At 65.1% G+C, this 18,428-nt stretch carries 17 protein-coding genes and 1 tRNA gene; 13 read left to right on the top strand and 5 right to left on the bottom strand.

Annotated elements, in window-relative coordinates:
- Positions 1-53 precede the first annotated feature (53 nt).
- From VIL42_00455 to VIL42_00440, 4 genes are all read left to right on the top strand, one after another.
- Complete coding sequence (locus tag VIL42_00455) at positions 54-1,673, top strand: alkaline phosphatase family protein (protein HEY8591318.1); 1,620 nt, start codon at positions 54-56, stop codon at positions 1,671-1,673.
- Positions 1,674-1,774: 101 nt separating this feature from the next.
- Positions 1,775-2,551 carry a hypothetical protein gene (locus VIL42_00450; protein HEY8591317.1) on the top strand — a complete coding sequence of 259 codons (777 nt, stop codon included), beginning with the start codon at positions 1,775-1,777 and terminating at the stop codon, positions 2,549-2,551.
- Positions 2,551-3,783 carry a M48 family metalloprotease gene (locus VIL42_00445; GenBank protein ID HEY8591316.1) on the top strand — a complete coding sequence of 411 codons (1,233 nt, stop codon included), beginning with the start codon at positions 2,551-2,553 and terminating at the stop codon, positions 3,781-3,783. The genes VIL42_00450 and VIL42_00445 overlap by 1 nt, the downstream gene beginning before the upstream one ends.
- 11 nt (positions 3,784-3,794) lie before the next feature.
- Complete coding sequence (locus tag VIL42_00440) at positions 3,795-4,427, top strand: hypothetical protein (GenBank protein ID HEY8591315.1); 633 nt, start codon at positions 3,795-3,797, stop codon at positions 4,425-4,427.
- Here VIL42_00440 and VIL42_00435 read toward each other — a convergent pair.
- Complete coding sequence (locus tag VIL42_00435) at positions 4,424-4,603, bottom strand: hypothetical protein (protein ID HEY8591314.1); 180 nt, start codon at positions 4,601-4,603, stop codon at positions 4,424-4,426. The two genes, VIL42_00440 and VIL42_00435, sit on opposite strands and share 4 nt — an antisense overlap.
- Before the next feature lie 96 nt (positions 4,604-4,699).
- On the opposite strand from VIL42_00435, the gene VIL42_00430 reads away from it, so the two are divergent.
- The 5 genes from VIL42_00430 (at position 4,700) to VIL42_00410 (ending at position 8,567) form a co-directional block, all read left to right on the top strand.
- Positions 4,700-4,784: transfer RNA gene (locus tag VIL42_00430), tRNA-Leu, on the top strand.
- 95 nt (positions 4,785-4,879) lie between these two features.
- A complete protein-coding gene (tig, locus tag VIL42_00425) occupies positions 4,880-6,517 on the top strand; it encodes a trigger factor (protein HEY8591313.1) in 1,638 nt (545 codons plus the stop codon).
- Positions 6,518-6,540: 23 nt separating this feature from the next.
- The gene (locus VIL42_00420; protein HEY8591312.1) at positions 6,541-7,482 is read left to right on the top strand and encodes a glycosyltransferase family 2 protein; all 942 of its coding nucleotides are present in this window, start codon (positions 6,541-6,543) and stop codon (positions 7,480-7,482) included.
- 56 nt (positions 7,483-7,538) lie between these two features.
- Positions 7,539-8,195, top strand: a complete 657-nt coding sequence (gene clpP, locus VIL42_00415) for an ATP-dependent Clp endopeptidase proteolytic subunit ClpP (protein HEY8591311.1) — start codon at positions 7,539-7,541, stop codon at positions 8,193-8,195.
- 189 nt (positions 8,196-8,384) lie between these two features.
- On the top strand, positions 8,385-8,567 hold the full coding sequence (locus VIL42_00410) for a hypothetical protein (protein HEY8591310.1): 183 nt from the start codon (positions 8,385-8,387) through the stop codon (positions 8,565-8,567).
- Between the two features lie 27 nt (positions 8,568-8,594).
- Here VIL42_00410 and VIL42_00405 read toward each other — a convergent pair whose 3' ends face one another.
- A complete protein-coding gene (locus VIL42_00405; protein ID HEY8591309.1) occupies positions 8,595-10,847 on the bottom strand; it encodes a DPP IV N-terminal domain-containing protein in 2,253 nt (750 codons plus the stop codon).
- 89 nt (positions 10,848-10,936) lie between these two features.
- On the opposite strand from VIL42_00405, the gene VIL42_00400 reads away from it, so the two are divergent.
- Positions 10,937-12,217, top strand: coding sequence for an amidohydrolase family protein (locus VIL42_00400; protein ID HEY8591308.1), 1,281 nt, complete (start codon positions 10,937-10,939; stop codon positions 12,215-12,217).
- Positions 12,218-12,254: 37 nt separating this feature from the next.
- Here VIL42_00400 and VIL42_00395 read toward each other — a convergent pair whose 3' ends face one another.
- Positions 12,255-12,386, bottom strand: a complete 132-nt coding sequence (locus tag VIL42_00395; GenBank protein ID HEY8591307.1) for a hypothetical protein — start codon at positions 12,384-12,386, stop codon at positions 12,255-12,257.
- Between the two features lie 155 nt (positions 12,387-12,541).
- On the opposite strand from VIL42_00395, the gene recA reads away from it, so the two are divergent.
- The gene (recA, locus tag VIL42_00390; protein HEY8591306.1) at positions 12,542-13,636 is read left to right on the top strand and encodes a recombinase RecA; all 1,095 of its coding nucleotides are present in this window, start codon (positions 12,542-12,544) and stop codon (positions 13,634-13,636) included.
- Between the two features lie 8 nt (positions 13,637-13,644).
- Here the strand turns inward: recA and VIL42_00385 are convergent, their stop codons facing one another.
- Positions 13,645-14,907 (bottom strand): multidrug effflux MFS transporter, encoded by a 1,263-nt coding sequence (locus tag VIL42_00385; GenBank protein HEY8591305.1) that lies wholly within the window; start codon positions 14,905-14,907, stop codon positions 13,645-13,647.
- Between the two features lie 41 nt (positions 14,908-14,948).
- Here VIL42_00385 and VIL42_00380 point away from each other — a divergent pair, with 41 nt between their 5' ends.
- A complete protein-coding gene (locus tag VIL42_00380; GenBank protein HEY8591304.1) occupies positions 14,949-16,226 on the top strand; it encodes a Xaa-Pro peptidase family protein in 1,278 nt (425 codons plus the stop codon).
- A complete protein-coding gene (locus VIL42_00375) occupies positions 16,223-17,065 on the top strand; it encodes a methyltransferase domain-containing protein (GenBank protein ID HEY8591303.1) in 843 nt (280 codons plus the stop codon). The genes VIL42_00380 and VIL42_00375 overlap by 4 nt, the downstream gene beginning before the upstream one ends.
- Here the strand turns inward: VIL42_00375 and VIL42_00370 are convergent.
- Positions 17,062-18,378: a dicarboxylate/amino acid:cation symporter gene (locus tag VIL42_00370; GenBank protein HEY8591302.1), complete on the bottom strand. Its 1,317-nt coding sequence runs from the start codon at positions 18,376-18,378 to the stop codon at positions 17,062-17,064. The two genes, VIL42_00375 and VIL42_00370, sit on opposite strands and share 4 nt — an antisense overlap.
- Positions 18,379-18,428: the final 50 nt, after the last annotated feature.

Raw genomic sequence — 18,428 nt, 5'->3', positions numbered from 1 at the left:
CACTGGCAAAGCGCTGGATTGCTTCGCTTTGCTCGCAATGACGGGAGCCTTTGATGCGTAAGTCCATATTTTGCCTGCTAGCGGCGGCGATCGCCACTCCCGCCGCCGCCCAGCAGCCGGAACCCCCGAAGCTCCTCGTCGTCATCTCGGTCGACCAGCTGTCGGCAGACCTGTTCGATGAATATCGCCCGCACTTCACCGGCGGCCTGGCACGGCTCGCGACTGGCACCGTCTTCCGCAACGGCTTTCAGAGCCATGCCAGCACCGAGACCTGCCCCGGCCATTCGACGATCCTCACCGGGCGGCGCCCGGCCAGCACGGGCATTGTCGCCAATGGGTGGCAGAACCCGAAGTCCCCGCGCGAGAGCAAGGGCGTCTATTGCGCCGAGGACGAAAGCGTACCCGGCACCACCTCGAGCAATTACGCCGTTTCGCCGCTTCACCTGCGCGTACCCACCCTCGGCGAGCTGATGAAACGCGCCTGGCCGGCGAGCCGCAACGTCGCCGTTGCCGGCAAAGACCGCTCAGCGGTGATGATGGGCGGTCATGTCGCCGACCAGCGCTGGTACTGGAGCGGCAAGGCCTTCGTGACGGATCTGAAGACTGCCGCCACGCCACAGAGCGTCGTCCGGGCCAACGCCGCCGCAGCAAGGCTGATCGCAGCAGGCTCTTCGCCGCTCGCGGCCACGCCCTTCTGCGCCGGCAAGGCGAAACCCTATGCGCTCTCCGGCCGCGCTGCGCCGTTCGGCAATGGCGCGCTGGGCCGCGCACCCGGCGAGGCGCCGTTGTTCCGTGCCACCCCGCAGTTCGACGCCACCACGCTCGCGCTTGCGGCCGCGCTGGTCCAGGAAATGAAGCTCGGCACGGGCGCTTCCCCCGACCTCCTGTCGGTCGGCCTCGCCGGCACCGATTATGTCGGCCACACCTACGGCCCCGGCGGGCAGGAGATGTGCCTGCAACTCACCTCCCTCGACCGCGATCTCGGCGCCTTCCTGAAGGTGCTCGACGCGAGCGGCGTCGATTATGCGGTTGCGCTCACCGCCGATCACGGCGGGCTCGACTTCCCCGAGCGGCTGCGCGACCGCGGCGTTGCTGCCGCCGACTGGGTTGACCCGGCGCTCCAGCCGAACGCGGTTGACTCGGCGCTAAGGAAGCGTCTCGGCACACATGCGCGCATCGTCCATGCGGAAGGGCCGTTCGGCGATATCTATCTCGACCAAGCGCTTAACGGGCCGGAACGGACGCGCGCCCGTGACGCCGCCGCCGCTTTTTACCGCGCGCACCCGCAGGTCGAAGCGGTGTTCACCAGCGAGGAAATCGCCGCGGCGGCGCTTCCGTCGGGTTCGCCCGATCGCTGGCCGCTGCTTCAGCGCGTCCGCGCTTCGTTCGATGCCGAGCGCTCGGGCGACCTTTACGTCGTGTTGAAGCCACAAATCACCTCGGCGAACCGCTCGAAGGGCAGCGTCGGCACGCACGGTAGCCCGTGGGATTACGACCGCCGCGTTCCGATCATCTTCTGGCGACCCGGTTTCCGCGGCGCCACCGCTGCGACTGCTGTCGAAACGGCGGACATCATGCCGACCCTCGCTGCCCTTATCGAGCTGCCGCTTGCTGCGGGCGCCACTGACGGGCGCTGTCTCGAAGCCACGCCCGCCTTCTGCACGCGCCCATAAGCATCTAAAAAGACTGGCTTTTCTTTCATCCACGGTTCAGGCATGAAGCTGCAATGGCAGCCGTGGGCAAGGGTGCGCGTCACCCGCGATGGAGGGTTCCGATGTTCAAACGGGGTGCAGCGCTCGCGCTGGCGGCAAGCGTCACGCTGAGCGCTTGCGTGCAGACGCGCCAGTTCGCCGATGTCCAGTTCACGCCGCCGCAAGGCAATTACAAGCTTCTCGTCCTCCGTCCGGACGTCAGCGTCGGTTCGCTGACCACGGGCGGCATGGTCGAGCCGCGCGCCGACTGGACCGAGCAGGCCCGCAAGAACATCATTGCCGCCATCCGCGCGCAGCAGGCGACCCGCGGCGGCAACGTCACGATCATTGAGCGGCGCAACGAGCTTCCCGGCGTCACCGCGGACGAGCTCGCCGAAGTCGAACGGCTGAACTACGCGGTCGGCCAGGCGATCGTCGAGCACAAATATCTCGGCGAATATCTGCCGACCAAGTCGCGGCGCGGTCTCGACTGGACGCTCGGCCAGGACGCCGTCCGGCTCGGCCAGAAGACTGGCTATGACTATGCGCTCTTCCTCCACGCCGAGGACCAGGTTGCGTCCGGCGGCCGCATCGCACTCGGCGTCCTCGGCCTTGCCGGCTGTTTCGTCGGCTTCTGCGCGCCGAACGTCGGTGGGCAGGAGCAGCTCGACTATGCCTCGCTGGTCGACTTGAAGACCGGCGAAGTCGTGTGGTTCAACGTCGTCCAGGCAGGCAGCCAGGTCCCCGGGATCAAGTTCGGCGAATTGCGGACGCCGCAGGGCGCGGCCCAGATGGTTGACCGGCTGCTCGGCCGCATGAAGCCGGGCTACGCGGTGCGCCGCGCGCAGGGAGCCCGCTGATGTGCATGCGTTGCGCTGAAATCAGCCGCCGTTCGCTGCTGATCGGCGGCGGCATCGCGGCGGCCACTCTCCACACCGGCGTCGCTCAGGCGCGCGTACGTCCGTCCGAGATGGTCCCGCTGGTCGGCCCGAACTATAAGCCGACCGAACGGGACGAGATCGGCCTGTGGCAGGAGATGGAGCGGGTCGAGGAAGAGATTTCCGGCTCCAACCTGCTGATCAAGGATCCGGCGATCACCGGCTATTTGCAGAACCTGATCGGCGATGTCGGCGGCCCAGCCGCGAAGGATTTCCGCATCTATCTGGCACGCGTGCCGGAATTCAACGCGATGATGTTCCCGACGGGCTTCGCGATCGTCTTTTCGGGCCTGCTTCTGCGCATGCGCAATGAAGCGCAGCTCGCGGGCGTCATCGCCCACGAAGCCGGCCACTTCCTGCGCCGCCACATCATCCGCTCCTACCGCGACCAGAAGCGCAAGACCGACATCTTCGCGGTCGGCTCGATGCTCGCGGGTATCGGCGGCGGCGCTGCCGGCGCCTATCTCGGCGACTATGTGCAGCTCGCGCAGCTCGGCACCCTGCTGTCGCTGTTCCGCTACAGCCGCGGCATGGAGGCGGAGGCGGACGCGATGGGCGCCAAGCTTCTGGAAAACGCCGGTTACCCGCCGGTGGAGATGGCGAACATCTGGCAGCAGCTGATCGGCGAGCAGCAGGCGAGTGCGCGCTATCGCGGCAAGTATCGCGACCGCGGCTTCGACCTGTTCGCGTCCCACCCTGCGCCGGAAACGCGGATGGCCGACCTTCGCGCCGACGCTGCCGAGGTTACGATGCCGGGCAAGCGCTACGACGATCGCCGCGCCCGCTATCTTTCGACGATCGGGCCGATCCGGCAGACCCTGCTTGACGACCAGGTCAAGCTCAACGACCCGGGCGCCAGCCAATATCTGATCCAGACGCTCGCCCAGGATGGCTGGAACGGGCTGCTCCGCTTCTACGAGGGCGAAGTCTGGCGCCTGCGCAACCGCGTCCACCAGGGCGACGACGTCCGCGCCGCGCAAAGCTATGCCGCCGCCGTCGTCTATCCGGACGCGCCCGCCGACGCCTGGCGCTGGCACGGCATCTTCCTGATGAAGAAGGGCCGGACTGCAGAAGCGAAGGCGGCCTTCACCAAATATCTTACCATGAGCCCGAACGCACCCGACGCGGCGTGGGTGCGGCAGATGGTCGGTTGAGGAGGATCAGAGTGAAACGTCTTTTCTCGGCTGCCTTGCTGCTTAGCGCCGTCAGCCTTTCCGCCTGCTCCACCGTCGGTGGCGACAGCGGCTACGGTTTCAGCTCATATTCCGCGGTCAATGTCCGTCGCGTGTCCGTGGGCGACGATACGCTGACCGTCGTCGCGCCGCGGCCATGGAACCGCTATCGCACCAACCGCTTCTGGGACGTCCGCGCGGTCGAGGATTGGACGCTCAACGGGCCGGTGCTCGACGGCATCATGTTCGTCAGCGGACTCAAGAACAATCAGGCCGTGGTCTACCAGCGCCGCTCCGACGACCAGCAGGTGCCCGTCTTCCGGTCGGACATGACGCCGCCCGAAATCACGGCGATGATCGAAAGCCTGTTCCGGGTCCGCGCCGGGGCCCTCGAGTTCCGCACTCTCGGGATTAAGCCGCGGCCGTTCCTCGGCACCAACGGCTTCCAGTTCGACTATGAGCATCTCGACGGCGACGAACTGTGGCGTAAGGGCCGTGCGGTCGGCGCCGTGGTCAACGGCCGTCTGTACCTGATCCTCTACGACGCCGCCCGTTCGCATTATTACGAAGCAGCGCTTCCCGACTTCGAAGCGATCGTCGCCTCAGCTGCCCTCCGCGGCAGCTAACCGACGGGAGAGATCGGCCCGGACGGGGCAGTGCCGGGCGAGGCCGGGGAGGGGACGTCGATGTTCGGCATCTGCCCAGGCTCCTCGGCGGGCGGCTCGATCGGCTGGCCCGGTTGCGAAGGCTCCGGCGTGTCGGGCGCGGGATTGGTGGTCGGCTCTTCGGGAAGCTGCTGCATCGTGGGTTTCTCCTTTCGCCGACGAACGTTCCCTCAAGCGAAGAGTTGCCCACGCGGCCATGCCTGTTATAGGCCGCCGCACCTTCGGGTGGCCGCGCGCGCGTGGCGGAATTGGTAGACGCGCTGGATTTAGGTTCCAGTATCGAAAGATGTGGGGGTTCGAGTCCCTTCGCGCGCACCATTTCGTTCCGTAGCCTGTCCGGGGGACAGGCGAGGAACGAAATCCACGCACAGCTACCCGAACCGCAGACTTTTTCAGGATTAGGACACGTGAGCATCAAGACGGTCGAGACGCAGAACGAGGGCCTGAAGCGCGGCTTCATGCTGACCATTCCCGCCAAGGACATCGAGGCGCGAGTGGAACAGGAAGTGAAGCGGCTGGCGCCGCAGGTCCGCATGCCCGGCTTCCGCCCCGGCAAGGTGCCGCCGAACCTGATCAAGAAGATGCACGGCGACGCACTCCAGCAGCAGGCACTCGAAGGCGCGGTTCAGGACAGCGTCCAGCAGCTGCTCGCCGAGAAGAATGTCCGTCCGGCGCTGCAGCCGCAGGTCAAGCTCGAAGAGGGTTATGAGCCGGGCAAGGACGCCGAAGTCAGCGTCAGCCTCGAAGCACTGCCCGAAGTTCCGACCGCCCAGATCGAGGACATCAAGCTCGAGCGGCTGACCGTCGCTCCGGACGAGAGCGCCGTCGACCAACAGGTCGAGCAGCTCGCGAGCCAGAACAAGAATTGGGAAGACGCTCCGGCCAAGTACGCGGCGAAGATGGGCGACCTCGTCGTCATCGATTTCGAAGGCAGCGTCGGCGGCACGCCGTTCGAAGGCGGCAAGGGCGAGGACATGTCGCTCGAGCTCGGTTCGGGCCGCCTAATCCCCGGCTTCGAAGACCAGTTGGTCGGCGCCAAGGGCGGCGAAAGCCGCGAGCTGAACGTGACCTTCCCCGAAGATTATCCCGTCGAAAACCTGAAGGGCAAGGACGCGGTCTTCGCGATCACCGTCAAGGCAGTGAAGACCGCGGGTGAGACCAAGGTCGACGATGACTTCGCGAAAAACCTCGGCCTCAACGACCTGGAGCAGCTGAAGGGCCTGATCCGCGGCCAGCTCGAGCAGGAGCTCAACGGCCTGACCCGCACCCACATGAAGCGCCAGCTGCTCGACCAGCTCGCGGCGCGCCATGACTTCCCGGTGCCGGAATCGATGGTCGATGCGGAATATGAGAACATCCTCAACCAGCTCCGCCACGAGGCGAGCCACGAAGACGACCCGCAGGCTGCGCTCGCCGAGATCGAGCAGGAATCGGGCGATTATCGCAAGATTGCCGAGCGCCGCGTGCGGCTCGGACTGCTGCTTTCCGAAATCGGCGCCGCCAATGGTGTCGAGGTCAGCGAGCAGGAAATGCGCGGGCTGATCATGCAGGCCGCCCAGCAATATCAGGGCGAGGACCAGAAGCGCTTCCTCCAGCTCGTCCAGCAGGAGCCGATGTTCGCAGCCCAGCTGCGCGCGCCGCTCTACGAGGACAAGGTCGTCGATTTCCTGTTCGGCAAGGCCGAGATCAGCGATCGCGAAGCGACGCGCGAGCAGCTTGAAGCCGACCTCGAGAGCGAAGAAGGCCACGTCCACGGCCCTGGTTGCGGCCATGACCATGCAGCTCCGGCGAAAGCCAAGAAGGCGGGCGGCAAGAAGGCCAAGGCTGACGAAGCTCCGGCTCCCGAAGCCAACGCTGGCGACAAGGTTGGCACGAAGCCGGCTAAGGCCCCAAAGGGCAAACCGGCCGCTGACAAGGTCAAGCTCACCGAAGAGGCTTCCGAAGCGCCCAAGCCCGCCAAGCCGCTGAAGAGCGAGCCGGCGAACAAGGCGGCGGCCACGGCTTCCGACAAGCCGGCAGCCAAGAAGGCTCCGGCGAAGAAGAGCAAGTAAGCCGGGTAGGGCCGGGCAGGGGGATGACCAGCGCCGGAGAGACGCGGGTCGCCGTCCTGTTGCCCTGCTACAACGAGGAAGCGGCGATCGCCCAAACGGTAGCTGGCTTCCGCGCCGCGCTGCCAGGCGCCACCGTCTACGTTTACGACAACAACAGCCGCGATCGCACCCGAGAGGTCGCGGCCGCCGCGGGCGCCGTGGTCCGCACGGAACGGCAGCAGGGCAAGGGCCATGTCGTCCGCCGGATGTTCGCCGACATCGACGCCGACGTCTACATCATGGCCGACGGCGACCTGACCTACGATTCCGCCGCCGCCCCGGCCATGGTGGACATGCTCGTGACCGACCAGCTCGACATGGTCGTCGGCACTCGGCGGCACGAGCGCAAGGATGCTTATCGCGGCGGCCATGTGATCGGGAACAAGCTGTTCACCGGCCTTCTTTCCGGCCTGTTCGGGCGCAGCTTCAACGACATCTTTTCCGGCTACCGCGTCTTCTCGCGCCGCTTCGTGAAGAGCTTTCCGGTGCTCAGCCAGGGTTTCGAGATCGAGACGGAGATGAGCGTCCACGCGCTCGAGCTCAGGATGCCCGTCGGCGAGGTCGAAACCGTCTATGCCGCGCGCCCCGAAGGGTCGCACTCGAAGCTGTCGACCTACGGCGACGGCTGGCGCATTCTCAAGACGATTGGCACATTGTACCGCATCGAGCGGCCGACCCTTTTCTACGGCAGCATCGGCGCGCTTCTGATCGTCGCCGCGCTGATCCTGGCAGCGCCGCTCGTCGTCACCTACATGCGGACGGGCCTCGTTCCCCGCTTCCCGACCGCCATCCTGGTCACCGGCATGACCATCATCGCCGTGCTATGCTTCTTCGCCGGCCTGATCCTCGACACCGTCACGCGTGGGCGCCGCGAAGTCCGACGCCTGGCCTATCTCGCCCATCCCGCGCCCGGCGAGCCCGCTTGAACCTTTGCGCGTTCGCGCCGATGTAGTGGTGACAGGCAAAAGAGGACTTCATTCCCGTGATTGATCACCAAGACATCGTTTCGCAGCTCGTCCCTATCGTCATCGAACAGTCGAACCGGGGCGAACGCAGCTTCGACATCTATTCGCGGCTGCTGCGCGAGCGGATCGTCTTCATCACGGGTCCGATCGAGGACCATATGTCCTCGCTGATCACTGCCCAGCTGCTCTTCCTCGAGTCCGAGAACCCGAAGAAGGACATCTTCATGTACATCAACTCGCCGGGCGGCGTGGTGACGGCCGGTCTCGCGATCCACGACACCATGCAGTACATCCGGCCGAAGATCAGCACCGTCTGCATCGGTCAGGCCGCCTCGATGGGCAGCTTCCTGCTCGCCGCCGGTGAACCTGGGATGCGCGTCGCGCTGACCAACAGCCGCATCATGATCCATCAGCCCTCGGGCGGCGCCCAGGGCATGGCCGCGGATATCGAGATCCAGGCGCGCGAGATCCTGCGCATGCGCAGCCGCCTCAATTCCCTCTACGCCAAATATACCGGCCAGCCGCTCGAGGAGATCGAGAAGGCGATGGACCGCGACAAGTTCCTCGAAGCGGACGAGGCCAAGGCGTTCGGCCTCATCGACGAGGTTTTCGACACCCGCCCGGCAGCCGGCGAGGATGGCGGCACCGGTGCCGGGGACGTGACCCCGGCATAAGGCTGGTTCCCGGCGATAACCGGGGCCTCCTACCTGTCATTGCAAAAGGGCCGCCTTGCGCGGCCCTTTTCTTTTGGCGCCCCGCGCCCCCGTCACAATCGCAACAATTCTCCTGAAGTCGGAGCACCGCCGCGCAACGATCGGGCCCCAATAGGCGAGCATTGCCAACGCAACCCAAGGTTTCGTCCCATGTATCGCGTCTTAGCTTACCCGGTGCTCGCCGCCGCCCTCGTCCTCATCCTCATCGACCGCGCCGCTGCCGTCGCCGACGCGCTGCCGGCTCCCCAGCCGAACATGCTGACGATGGCCCTGATGCCTTCGCTGCTGATGATCGGCCACGCGGTCTGCGCGCTCAAGCGCGCTTGGCTCTGATCCTCCTCGCATTACACAGTGGCGTCACTAACGACGGCTCGATTCCTGCGTTCGGGACCGCCACCGCCGAGCTTTAGTGGCGGCGTCCTTTTGCCTGACGTTTTCGTCGAGGAACTCTTCGATCGTTCGCCACAAATGGACCTGCGGACCTTCACCGGTGATCCGGTGGGTCATGCCGGGATAGAGCATCACGTCGAACGGAATCTTGGACTCCTGCAGCTTGGCCATCAACGAGGTCGAATGTTCGAGCGCGACATTGTCGTCGGACATGCCGTGGATCAGCAGCAGCGGGTCTGAAATCGCGCTGACGTGGTTGATCGGGTCAGTCTTAAGATACGGACCCGTGTCGGCCCGAGGATCGCCAAGATAACGTTCCGTTGCGTGGGTGTCGTAGAGACGCCAGCTTGTTACGGGCGCGCCGGAGACGCCGGCGGCGAAAAGCCCCGGCGCAGCTTCCAGCATCTTCAGGGTCATGAATCCGCCGTACGACCACCCGTACGTCGCGATACGACGCGGATCGACGAACTTCTGGCTTTGCAGCCACTTGGCCCCGGCGATCTGGTCCTCGACTTCGACCCCGCCCAGGCGGCGCCAGATCTGATCCTCGAAAGCTTTTCCGCGATTTGCCGAGCCGCGATTGTCGATCTGGAAGAATATCCACCCGCGGTCGACGAGATACTGTGGAAGGGCGCCCATCCAGGCGCGACGAACCTGCTGGGCGGTCGGCCCGCCGTAATGCTGGAAGAACACCGGGTACTTTCTGCCGGGAACCAGCGGAGGCGTGATCATCTCCCAGTAAAGTTCACTGCCGTCTGCCGCCTTGATCGTGCCGAAGCGGGTTGGGCGATGGCTGTTGAGATAAGACGCATAGGGGTGGCGCGCTGACAACTCATTCCGCTCGACCCACAGAAGGCGCTTTCCTGAATTATCGGCAAGGTAGGTTTGCGGCGGCTGGTCAGGATTGGAGCGGGTAACGATCATCCGTTGGCCCGTGCGGTCCATCACGGCGGCGTTCCACCAGCCTTGTTCCGTCAGGCGAGTGACTTGGGTGGGATTGTCATAGTCGAGCGAATAGATTTGCCGCTCAAGCGGCGTTTCGCGGTTTCCCGAAAAATAGAGGCGGTGCTGCCGTTCATCGACGGCGAGCAGTTCGGCGACCTCCCACGGACCTGTTGTCAGCTGCGTCCAAGTGCCGCCGCGCCAGCGGTAGAGATGGCCGTGACCATCACGCTCCGACCACCAGATCAGGCTCCCGTCATTGAGCGGACGAAAGGCGTCGGAAAGGTTGACCCAACTGCGGGGCTTGGCCTGCTCGCTGAAGACAAGCTGGCTGGCGCCGGTGCGCGGATCGACGCGCAGCATGTCCAGACGGGTCTGAAGACGGTCCTGCCGCTGCACGTAGAGAGCGGACGCATCGGGCGCCCAGTCGACGCGGGAGAGGTAGGATTCGGGGCCGACGGCGATGTCTGCCTTCACCGGGTTTGATCCGTCTGGCCCCACCAACCAAAGTTGCACTTCGGCATTGGCTGTGCCGGCCACCGGGTAACGCTGGTCGAACGAACTCGCGCCGCCAGCGCCGATGGCCGTCCGAGTGACAATCTGAAGCGGAGCGTCGTCGGTGCGCTGGACGGCAATCCGGCTGTCGTCGGGTGCCCACCAAGTGCCGCGGTAGCGACCCATTTCCTCTTGAGCGACGAACTCCGCAGTCCCCCAGGTGACGGTGCCGCCGCCATCACTCGTGACCGCACGCTCCTTGCCGCTAGCCAGATCGAGCACGTGAAGATTGCGATCGCGGACGAACGACACATAGCGGCCGCGACTCGACACGTTCGCTTCCATCTCGGTTTCGGCGGTGTTCGTTAGACGACGTGTCGTACCGGTCACCGACGCGAAATACAGGTCCCCGCTCAGTGGCACTAAGATGGATTGGCTGTCCGGCGCCCAATCGAAATCGGCAATGCCTTGCACGTTGCCGATGCGCAGTCGTTCACGACGCATTTTCTCCGCTTCGGACAAGGCGGCCGGAGCGCCGAGCTTGGTGGAGTCCACAAGCATTCGCTCAGCGCCTGTCGTCGTGTCGATCGCCCACAGGTCGAACCGGTCGCGTTCGTCTGGACGGTTTCTGAGCAGCGCCAGGATTCTTCCGTCGGGGGATAGGCGGGGAAGGCGCGGTGCCGGGCCGTCGAGCGATGGACTTTGGAACACCCGGTCAAGAGTGAGATCTTTGGCCGTTGCAGGCGCGGCTATGGCGAGGGCTGCAACGAGGTATGCGGTACGCAAGAACACTTTCGAATCGCCTTTCTTTGTTTCTCAGCAAAACCGTGTTGATGCGCATGGGCAAGCCGAGAAGTAGCGATTAGCTTGTCGACATGACTCGCATCCTGTTCGCTTTGATCGCTGCCGTGACCCTGATGGCGCAGACTGCGCCACCATCTGACATCTACATCAAGGCTGGCCGCCTCATAGACGGGCGAAACCCGCCAAGAAGCAATGTCGTCATCCGCGTGCGCGGCGCTGACATCGCGGAGGTTGGGTCAAGCGTGCCGATCCCGGCGGGGGCAACGGTCATCGATCTCTCCCGTGAAACGGTGCTTCCGGGGCTGATCGACGCGCACACCCACATCGCGCTGCACGCCGGGGACTCCGACGCCCAGACATTGCGTGAAACGCCCGAGTACCGCGCCATCTATGCGAGCGCCAATGCGGCGAAGACTCTTGCCGGAGGAGTCACGACGATCCGCGACCTCGGCAATGAGGGCTCCGGTTTCGCCGACATCGCATTGCGTGAGGCGATCGAGAAGGGAATCGTACCCGGCCCGCGGATCGTCGCAGCAATCAGGCCAGTTACAGCAACCGGAGCCTACGGGCTGGTCGGCTATTCTCCCTACGTCACGTTGCCGCCGCTGTCGCAAAGCGCGGATGGGCCGACCGAAGTGCGCAAGGCGATCCGCACCCTGATTTTCCAGGGAGCTGACGTCATCAAGGTCTACATGGAATCCTTTGAGAAGCGCGAGCTTCGCAAAGACATTCTGACCGGCTCGATGAACTACTCACGGGAGGAACTCGCCGCCATCGTCGAGGAGGCGCACCGCGCGCATGTGAAGGTCGCAGCTCACACCTATAGCGATGAAGCGGCACGACTTGCGATCGATGTCGGCGTCGATTCCATTGAACACGGGCTCTATCTTACCGAGCCGACGTTCCAGCTGATGGCGAAACGCGGCATCTACTACGTGCCAACGCTGCTGGTGTACGAGCTTTGGCGCGACAACAAGATCTTCGCGCCGGTACCGGCCAGTCGCCGTGAACAGATCGGCAATACCGTTCGGGAGCATGTCGCGACGTTTCGCCGTGCCCTCCGCACGCCCGTGAAGATCGTCTTTGGGAGCGACACGTTCGAGTTGCCCGGCACGAATGCAGAGGAGCTGGAGCTGCTCGTCCGGTACGGGATGACGCCGGAACAGGCGCTGCGTGCCGGAACCACGACGGCCGCTGAACTGCTGGGGCTTGAGAAAGAGATTGGCTCGATCGAGCCCGGTAAGAGCGCGGACATTATCGCGGTGCACGGCGATCCAATGCAGGACATCCGATCACTGCGGAATATCGCGTTCGTGATGAGAGCGGGCAAGGTGTTCACCCGCGCCCCATAAGTTCGTCGCGCGCTTACGAGGCGTCGACTTGAGCGGCTTATTTGGTTTTTTTCGCGCCGCCGGAGCCGCTCCCGCCCTTGCCGCCGCCGCCACGGCCGCCGCGCGCGCCTTCGTCGCCGCCCTTCTTCGCTATGCCGCCCGAATTACCGCCTGCCGATTTCTGCGCCATGTTGGTCCTCCTGAAGCGACAGCGCAGCGGCGTCCGCCAAGTTCCTACGGCTGTTTCCGTTCCCTACTTGTTCCGCGAGAACAAATAGGATACATGACTTCTCCACAGGCGGTGCTCGGCCGTCGATGATTGCAGCTTGAACGGAGGCAGGGGACATGGCAGCGCAGCTCAAGGTCATCGGTAACGGATTGGAATCGGGCACAGTGGCAACTTCAGGCACGGACCGGCAAAAGGCGCTCGAAGCCGCGCTGGCGCAGATCGACCGCGCTTTCGGCAAGGGCTCGGCGATGAAGCTCGGCAGCCGTGAGAAGATCGAGATCGAGACGGTTTCGACCGGAAGCCTCGGGCTCGACATTGCGCTTGGCGTCGGCGGTTTGCCGCGCGGCCGCATCATCGAAATTTACGGGCCCGAGAGCTCGGGCAAGACCACGCTTGCGCTGCACGCGATCGCCGAAGCGCAGAAGACCGGCGGCACCGCTGCCTTTGTCGATGCGGAGCATGCGCTCGATCCCGTCTATGCCAAGAAGCTGGGCGTGAACATCGACGAGCTGATCGTGTCGCAGCCGGACACGGGCGAACAAGCGCTCGAGATCGTCGACACGCTGGTGCGCTCGAACGCCATCGACGTGCTGGTGATCGACTCCGTCGCTGCCTTGGTCCCGCGCGCGGAGATCGAGGGCGAGATGGGCGACAGTCACGTCGGGCTCCAGGCGCGCCTAATGAGCCAGGCGCTGCGCAAATTGACCGGCTCGATCAGCCGCTCACGCTGCACCGTCATCTTCATCAACCAGGTGCGCATGAAGATCGGCGTCATGTACGGCAATCCGGAAACGACGACCGGCGGCAATGCGCTGAAATTCTACGCGTCCGTTCGCCTCGACATCCGCCGGACCGGCCAGATCAAGGACCGCGACGATATCGTCGGCAACGCGACGCGCGTGAAGGTCGTCAAGAACAAGGTGGCGCCGCCGTTCAAGCAGGTCGAATTCGACATCATGTACGGCGAAGGCGTCAGCAAGATGGGCGAGATCCTCGACCTGGGCGCCAAGGCCGGCCTGATCGAAAAGTCGGGCAGCTGGTTCAGCTACGATAGCATCCGCATCGGCCAGGGCCGCGAGAATGCCAAGCAGTATCTCAAGGAAAACCCTGACGTGGCTCAGCGCATCGAGAACGCCATTCGCGGCAAGACCGAGGAAGTCGGCGAGGCGCTGATGGTCGGGCCCGGGGCCGAGGACGACCTCGCCGAATAGGGTTGCGGTTAGGCCGCTTCGGTCGCGATCGGCTGTTCGCTGTCCACACGGATCCGCGCGAACAGCTGCTTCGGCTCAGTCGCGGCGATGATCAGGAAAGCGACGATCGAGCAGGCGGCGACGCCGAGCAGGAATGGCACCACGGTGCCGTCGAACTGCTGGCCGATCAGGAAGCCGATGAAGGCGGCGCCGAGCGTCCCGACCACGCCTTGGACGGACGAAGCGGTGCCCGCGATTGGCGCCATATGCTCCATCGCCAGGGTTCCGAGGTTCGACGAGGTCAGCGCGAAGCAGCACATGGTCAGCGCCTGCATGACGATGAACAAAGTGAGGCTTTCGTAGCCGCTTAGCCCGAGTACGGCGTGGACGACCGTGACGACCACCAGGGCAGCGGCCGCGAGATGCCCGACCCGGCGCAGGCCGCAGCGGCCGACGATCCGCGAATTGGTCCAGGACGCCACCGCCATCGGCGCTGCGATCGCGGCGAAGACGACACCGATCAGCTGCGGCTTCTTGAACACGTCGAAGACGATCTGCTGGATCGACGAGATATAAGCGACAAGGCAGGCGAAGGTGACGGTCAGCGCCAGCGTGTAGCCGCGCGAAAGCGGCTCGCGCATCGTCTCGACCGCCGCACCGCCGATCTCACGCCAGTTCAGGGACCGGCGATATTCCGGATGCAGGGTCTCCGGCAGCCGCCACGACGACCAGACGAACATGATCAGCGCATAAGCGCCAAGGACGTAGAAGATCGCTCGCCACGACGCGAAGAGGAGGATCGCCTGGCCGAAATTGGGGGCAAGCACCGGGACCAGCATGAAGACCATGAAGACGAGGCTCATGACCCGCGCCATCGCTTCGGCCTCGAACAGGTCGCGGACCATCGCCACCACGAGGACGCGGGTCACCGCGGCGGAGGCGCCCATCGCAACGCGTCCGGCGATCAGCATTGGAAAGCTCGACGCGAAGCCGCAGAGCAGAGCGAAGATCGCATAGAGCGTCACGCCCGCGGCAAGGATCGGCTTGCGGCCGAAGCGGTCGGCAAGCGGCCCCCAGATCAGCTGGGTCGAGCCGAAGCCGGCCATGTAGGCGACGACCACCAGCTGTCGCTCATTCGCGTCAAGGACGCGAAGCGAACGGCCGATGTCGGGCAAGGCCGGGATCATCGCGTCGATTGCGAAGGCGTTAAGCGCCATCAGCCCCGCGAGCAGCGCGGTCATCTCGCGCGTGCCGGGACGCTTCACGCCGTCGTTGAAAGCCGATTCGAACATGGGAGCGCGCCTGCTGGCCGATTGCGCCAAGCCGTGCAACAGTGTCTCAGCCGCTGATCCACGAGGATGGAATGATCCGACGCCGACATTTTCTGCAGGGAACAGGCGCGCTCGCCGCTGCCGCCGCATTGGCGGGAAGCCATGCGCTTGCCGCCGTACGAGATTCGCTCAAGCCCATCAAGCTCCCGCCGCCGATCTCCGCTGCCGAGCGCCTCGAGCGCATCGCCCGTGCTCGCGCGCTGATGCAACAGGCGGGAATCGGCGCCGTGGTGGTCGAAGCCGGTCCCAGCCTCGAATATCTCACGGGTGTCCAATGGTGGCGGTCGGAACGGCTCACCGCCGCGGTGATCCCGGTTAGCGGCGACCCGATCATCGTCACGCCGTTCTTCGAGCGGCCTTCGGTGGCCGAAAGCCTCGGCATCCCGGCAGAGATCCGCACCTGGAACGAGGACGAAGAGCCGCTGAAGCTCGTCGCCGATTTCCTGCGGGAGCGCGGGGCCGCAAGGTCGCCGATCGGGTTCGAGGAGACCAACCGCTTCTTCATCGCGGATCGCCTGCTGCAGCAGCTCCCGGGCGTCCGCATCGTCAGCGCCAATCCGGTCGTTCGCGCGCTGAGGATGATCAAGACGCCGCACGAGATCGCCCTGATGCAAGCCGCCAACGACATCACTCAGCGGGCGATGCGGCACGCCTGGCGCGGCGCCAGGGCGGGCATGACGCCGCGCGACTTCGGCAAGCTGGTCGATACGGCGACCGTTGCGCTCGGTGGCAGCCCGGAGTTCGCACTGGTGCTGATCGGGGAAGCCAGCGCTTACCCGCACGGCAGCGGCAAGCCGCAGGTGCTGAAGCGCGGCGACGTCGTGCTGATGGACTGCGGCTGTTCCGTCCACGGCTATGAGTCGGACATTTCCCGCACCTTTGCCTTCGGCGCGCCGACCGCAGAACAGCGCAAGGTGTTCGACCAGGTCCGCCGCGGCCAGCAGATCGCGTTCGCAGCGGCACGGATCGGCGTTCCCGCCGGCGCTGTCGACGAGGCCGTGCGCCGTGCTTACGAAAGCTGGGGCTATGGGCCCGGCTACAAGCTGCCCGGGCTGTCGCACCGCACGGGCCACGGCATCGGCATGGAGGGCCATGAGCCGGTCAACCTCGTTCGCGGCGAGAAGACGCCGCTGGCGGCGGGGATGTGCTTCTCGAACGAGCCGGGCATTTACATTCCCGGCAAGTTCGGCGTGCGCCTCGAGGATTGCTTCTACATGACGGCGGCGGGGCCGAAGTTCTTCTCCCAGCCGCCAAGCAGCATCGAACAGCCGTTCGGATGAGTGAAGCCAAGCTTGCTGCGCCCGACTGGGCAAGGGCGAACGGCGACATCTGGGGACGGCGTTGGCGGGATACGGACCGCGGGCTCGGCGGCCTTTCGAAGCCACTGGTGGACGCGATTGTCGCGTGCGCGCCGGACAGGGACTTCGACGCATTCGAGGTCGGCTGCGGCCCCGGCACCACCACGCTCGATGTCGCCGACGCATGTCCGCGAGCGAGCGTCGTCGCCTGCGACATTTCGCCGAGCCTCGCCGCCATCGCCCGCGATCGCTCAGGCGGCAGAAGCAACATCCGCGTGGTCATAGGCGACGCCGCGGAGCGCGCTTCCGACGAGGCGCCGTTCGACCTCGTCTTCTCCCGCCACGGCGTCATGTTCTTCGCCGACCCGGTCGGCGCGTTCTCCGCGCTGCGCGCCGCCTCGAACAGCGGTGCAGCGCTTGTTTTTTCCTGTTTTCGCGACTGGTCGCTGAACCCTTGGGCTGTAGAGGTCGCTGACGCAGTGGCGGGGACAAAGGTGCCGGCGCCTGGTCGCGAGCCGAGCGGCTTCGCCTTCGCTGATCCGGCTTATGCTCGAGAGCTGCTCGAAGCGGCCGGCTGGGAGCCGCATGAGCCCCAGCCGATCGACTTCACTTATGTTGCGGCGGACGGCGGGAACGCCGTCGCGGACGCGCTGGACTTCTTCAGCGAAATCGGACCGGCCGCGCGCCTTATGGCGGCGATGGACGAGAAAGACCGCCGCGGGGCGACCGAGCGCATGCGCTCGGTGCTGGAGCGGCATTGCGCGGCGGGAGCAGTCAGCTTTCCCGCCGCAGCCTGGATCTGGACGGCGACCGCGCCTTAAAAACGCTCCGCGCCGGGCGGCGGTGCCGGTCGGTGAGCAGGGGCGGGCAGCGGGTCGATTTCCGCCGTCTCCGGCGGGTCGAGCTGGCCTTCCCACCGGGCGACGACGGTCGAAGCGACAGCGTTGCCGACCACGTTCGTGGCTGAACGCCCCATGTCGAGGAAGTGGTCGACGGCGAGGATCAGCAGCAGCCCGGCTTCCGGGATCTTGAACATGCCGAGCGTCGCCGCGATCACGACAAGGCTCGCGCGCGGAACGCCAGCCATCCCCTTCGACGTCACCATCATCACCAGCAGCATGGTGATTTCCTGGCCGATGGTGAGGTCGATGCCATAGGCCTGCGCGATGAAGATCGTCGCGAAGGTCATGTACATCATCGAGCCGTCGAGGTTGAACGAATAGCCCAGCGGCAGGACGAAGCTGGCGATCCGCGGCGGGACTCCGAAGCGATCGAGCGCCTCGAGGGTGCGCGGATAGGCCGCTTCGCTCGATGCCGTCGAAAAGGCGAGAACGATCGGATCGCGGATGTAGCGGACCAGGTGCCGCGTACGGCCGCCGATCAGCACGAAAGCGGCGCCGATCAGCAGGCACCAGAGGACCGCCAGGCCGAGGTAGAAGCTGCCGACGAACTTGCCGAAGGTGAGGATGATTTCCGGGCCCCGCTCGGCGATCGAGCTGGCGACCGCGGTGAACACCGCGAATGGGGCGAAGCGCATCACATAGTCGGTGACTTGGAGCATTACCTTGACCAGGCTCTCGACGCCGCGAACGATCGGCCGGCCGGGCTCGCCGATGGCGGTCAGCGCGATACCGAAGAAGAGCGAAAAGACGACGATCGGCAGGATCTCATTGCCACTCATCGCCTCGAAGATCGACGCCGGCACCAAATGGGTGACGAAGTCCTTGAGGTTGAACGCGGCGGTTTCAACGCCGCTCGCTGCGCTCACTGGCGGAAGCGGAAGGTTGAGCCCGACGCCAGGCTGCAGCGTGTTCACCAGGATCAGGCCGAGCGTCAGCGAAACGATCGTGGCAAGGATGAACCAGGCCATGGCCCGAATGCCGACCCGCCCGAGCGCTGCGACATCCCCCATATGGGCGATGCCGGCGACCAGGGTCGAAAAGACCAGCGGCGCGATGATCATCTTGATCAGCCGCAGGAACAAAGCGGTGACGATGCTGAGATAGCCCGCGATCGACTTCAGCCGCTCCGCAGACTCCGGCGTCCCATCATCGATGCCATAGTTGATCGCCCAGCCGGCGATCACGCCCAGCACCAAAGCGAACAGGATGTACCTGGTCAGTTTCTTCGCCAAATCCGCTCTCCTCCGCGGCAACTCATTGCGGGTGAGCAGCGGGAGCGCAA

The sequence above is a fragment of the Sphingomicrobium sp. genome, from assembly GCA_036563485.1.
Taxonomy (GTDB): Bacteria; Pseudomonadota; Alphaproteobacteria; order Sphingomonadales; family Sphingomonadaceae; genus Sphingomicrobium.
The sequence above is the reverse complement of the archived record's forward strand: the minus strand, read 5'-3'. Positions and strand labels throughout refer to the sequence as shown.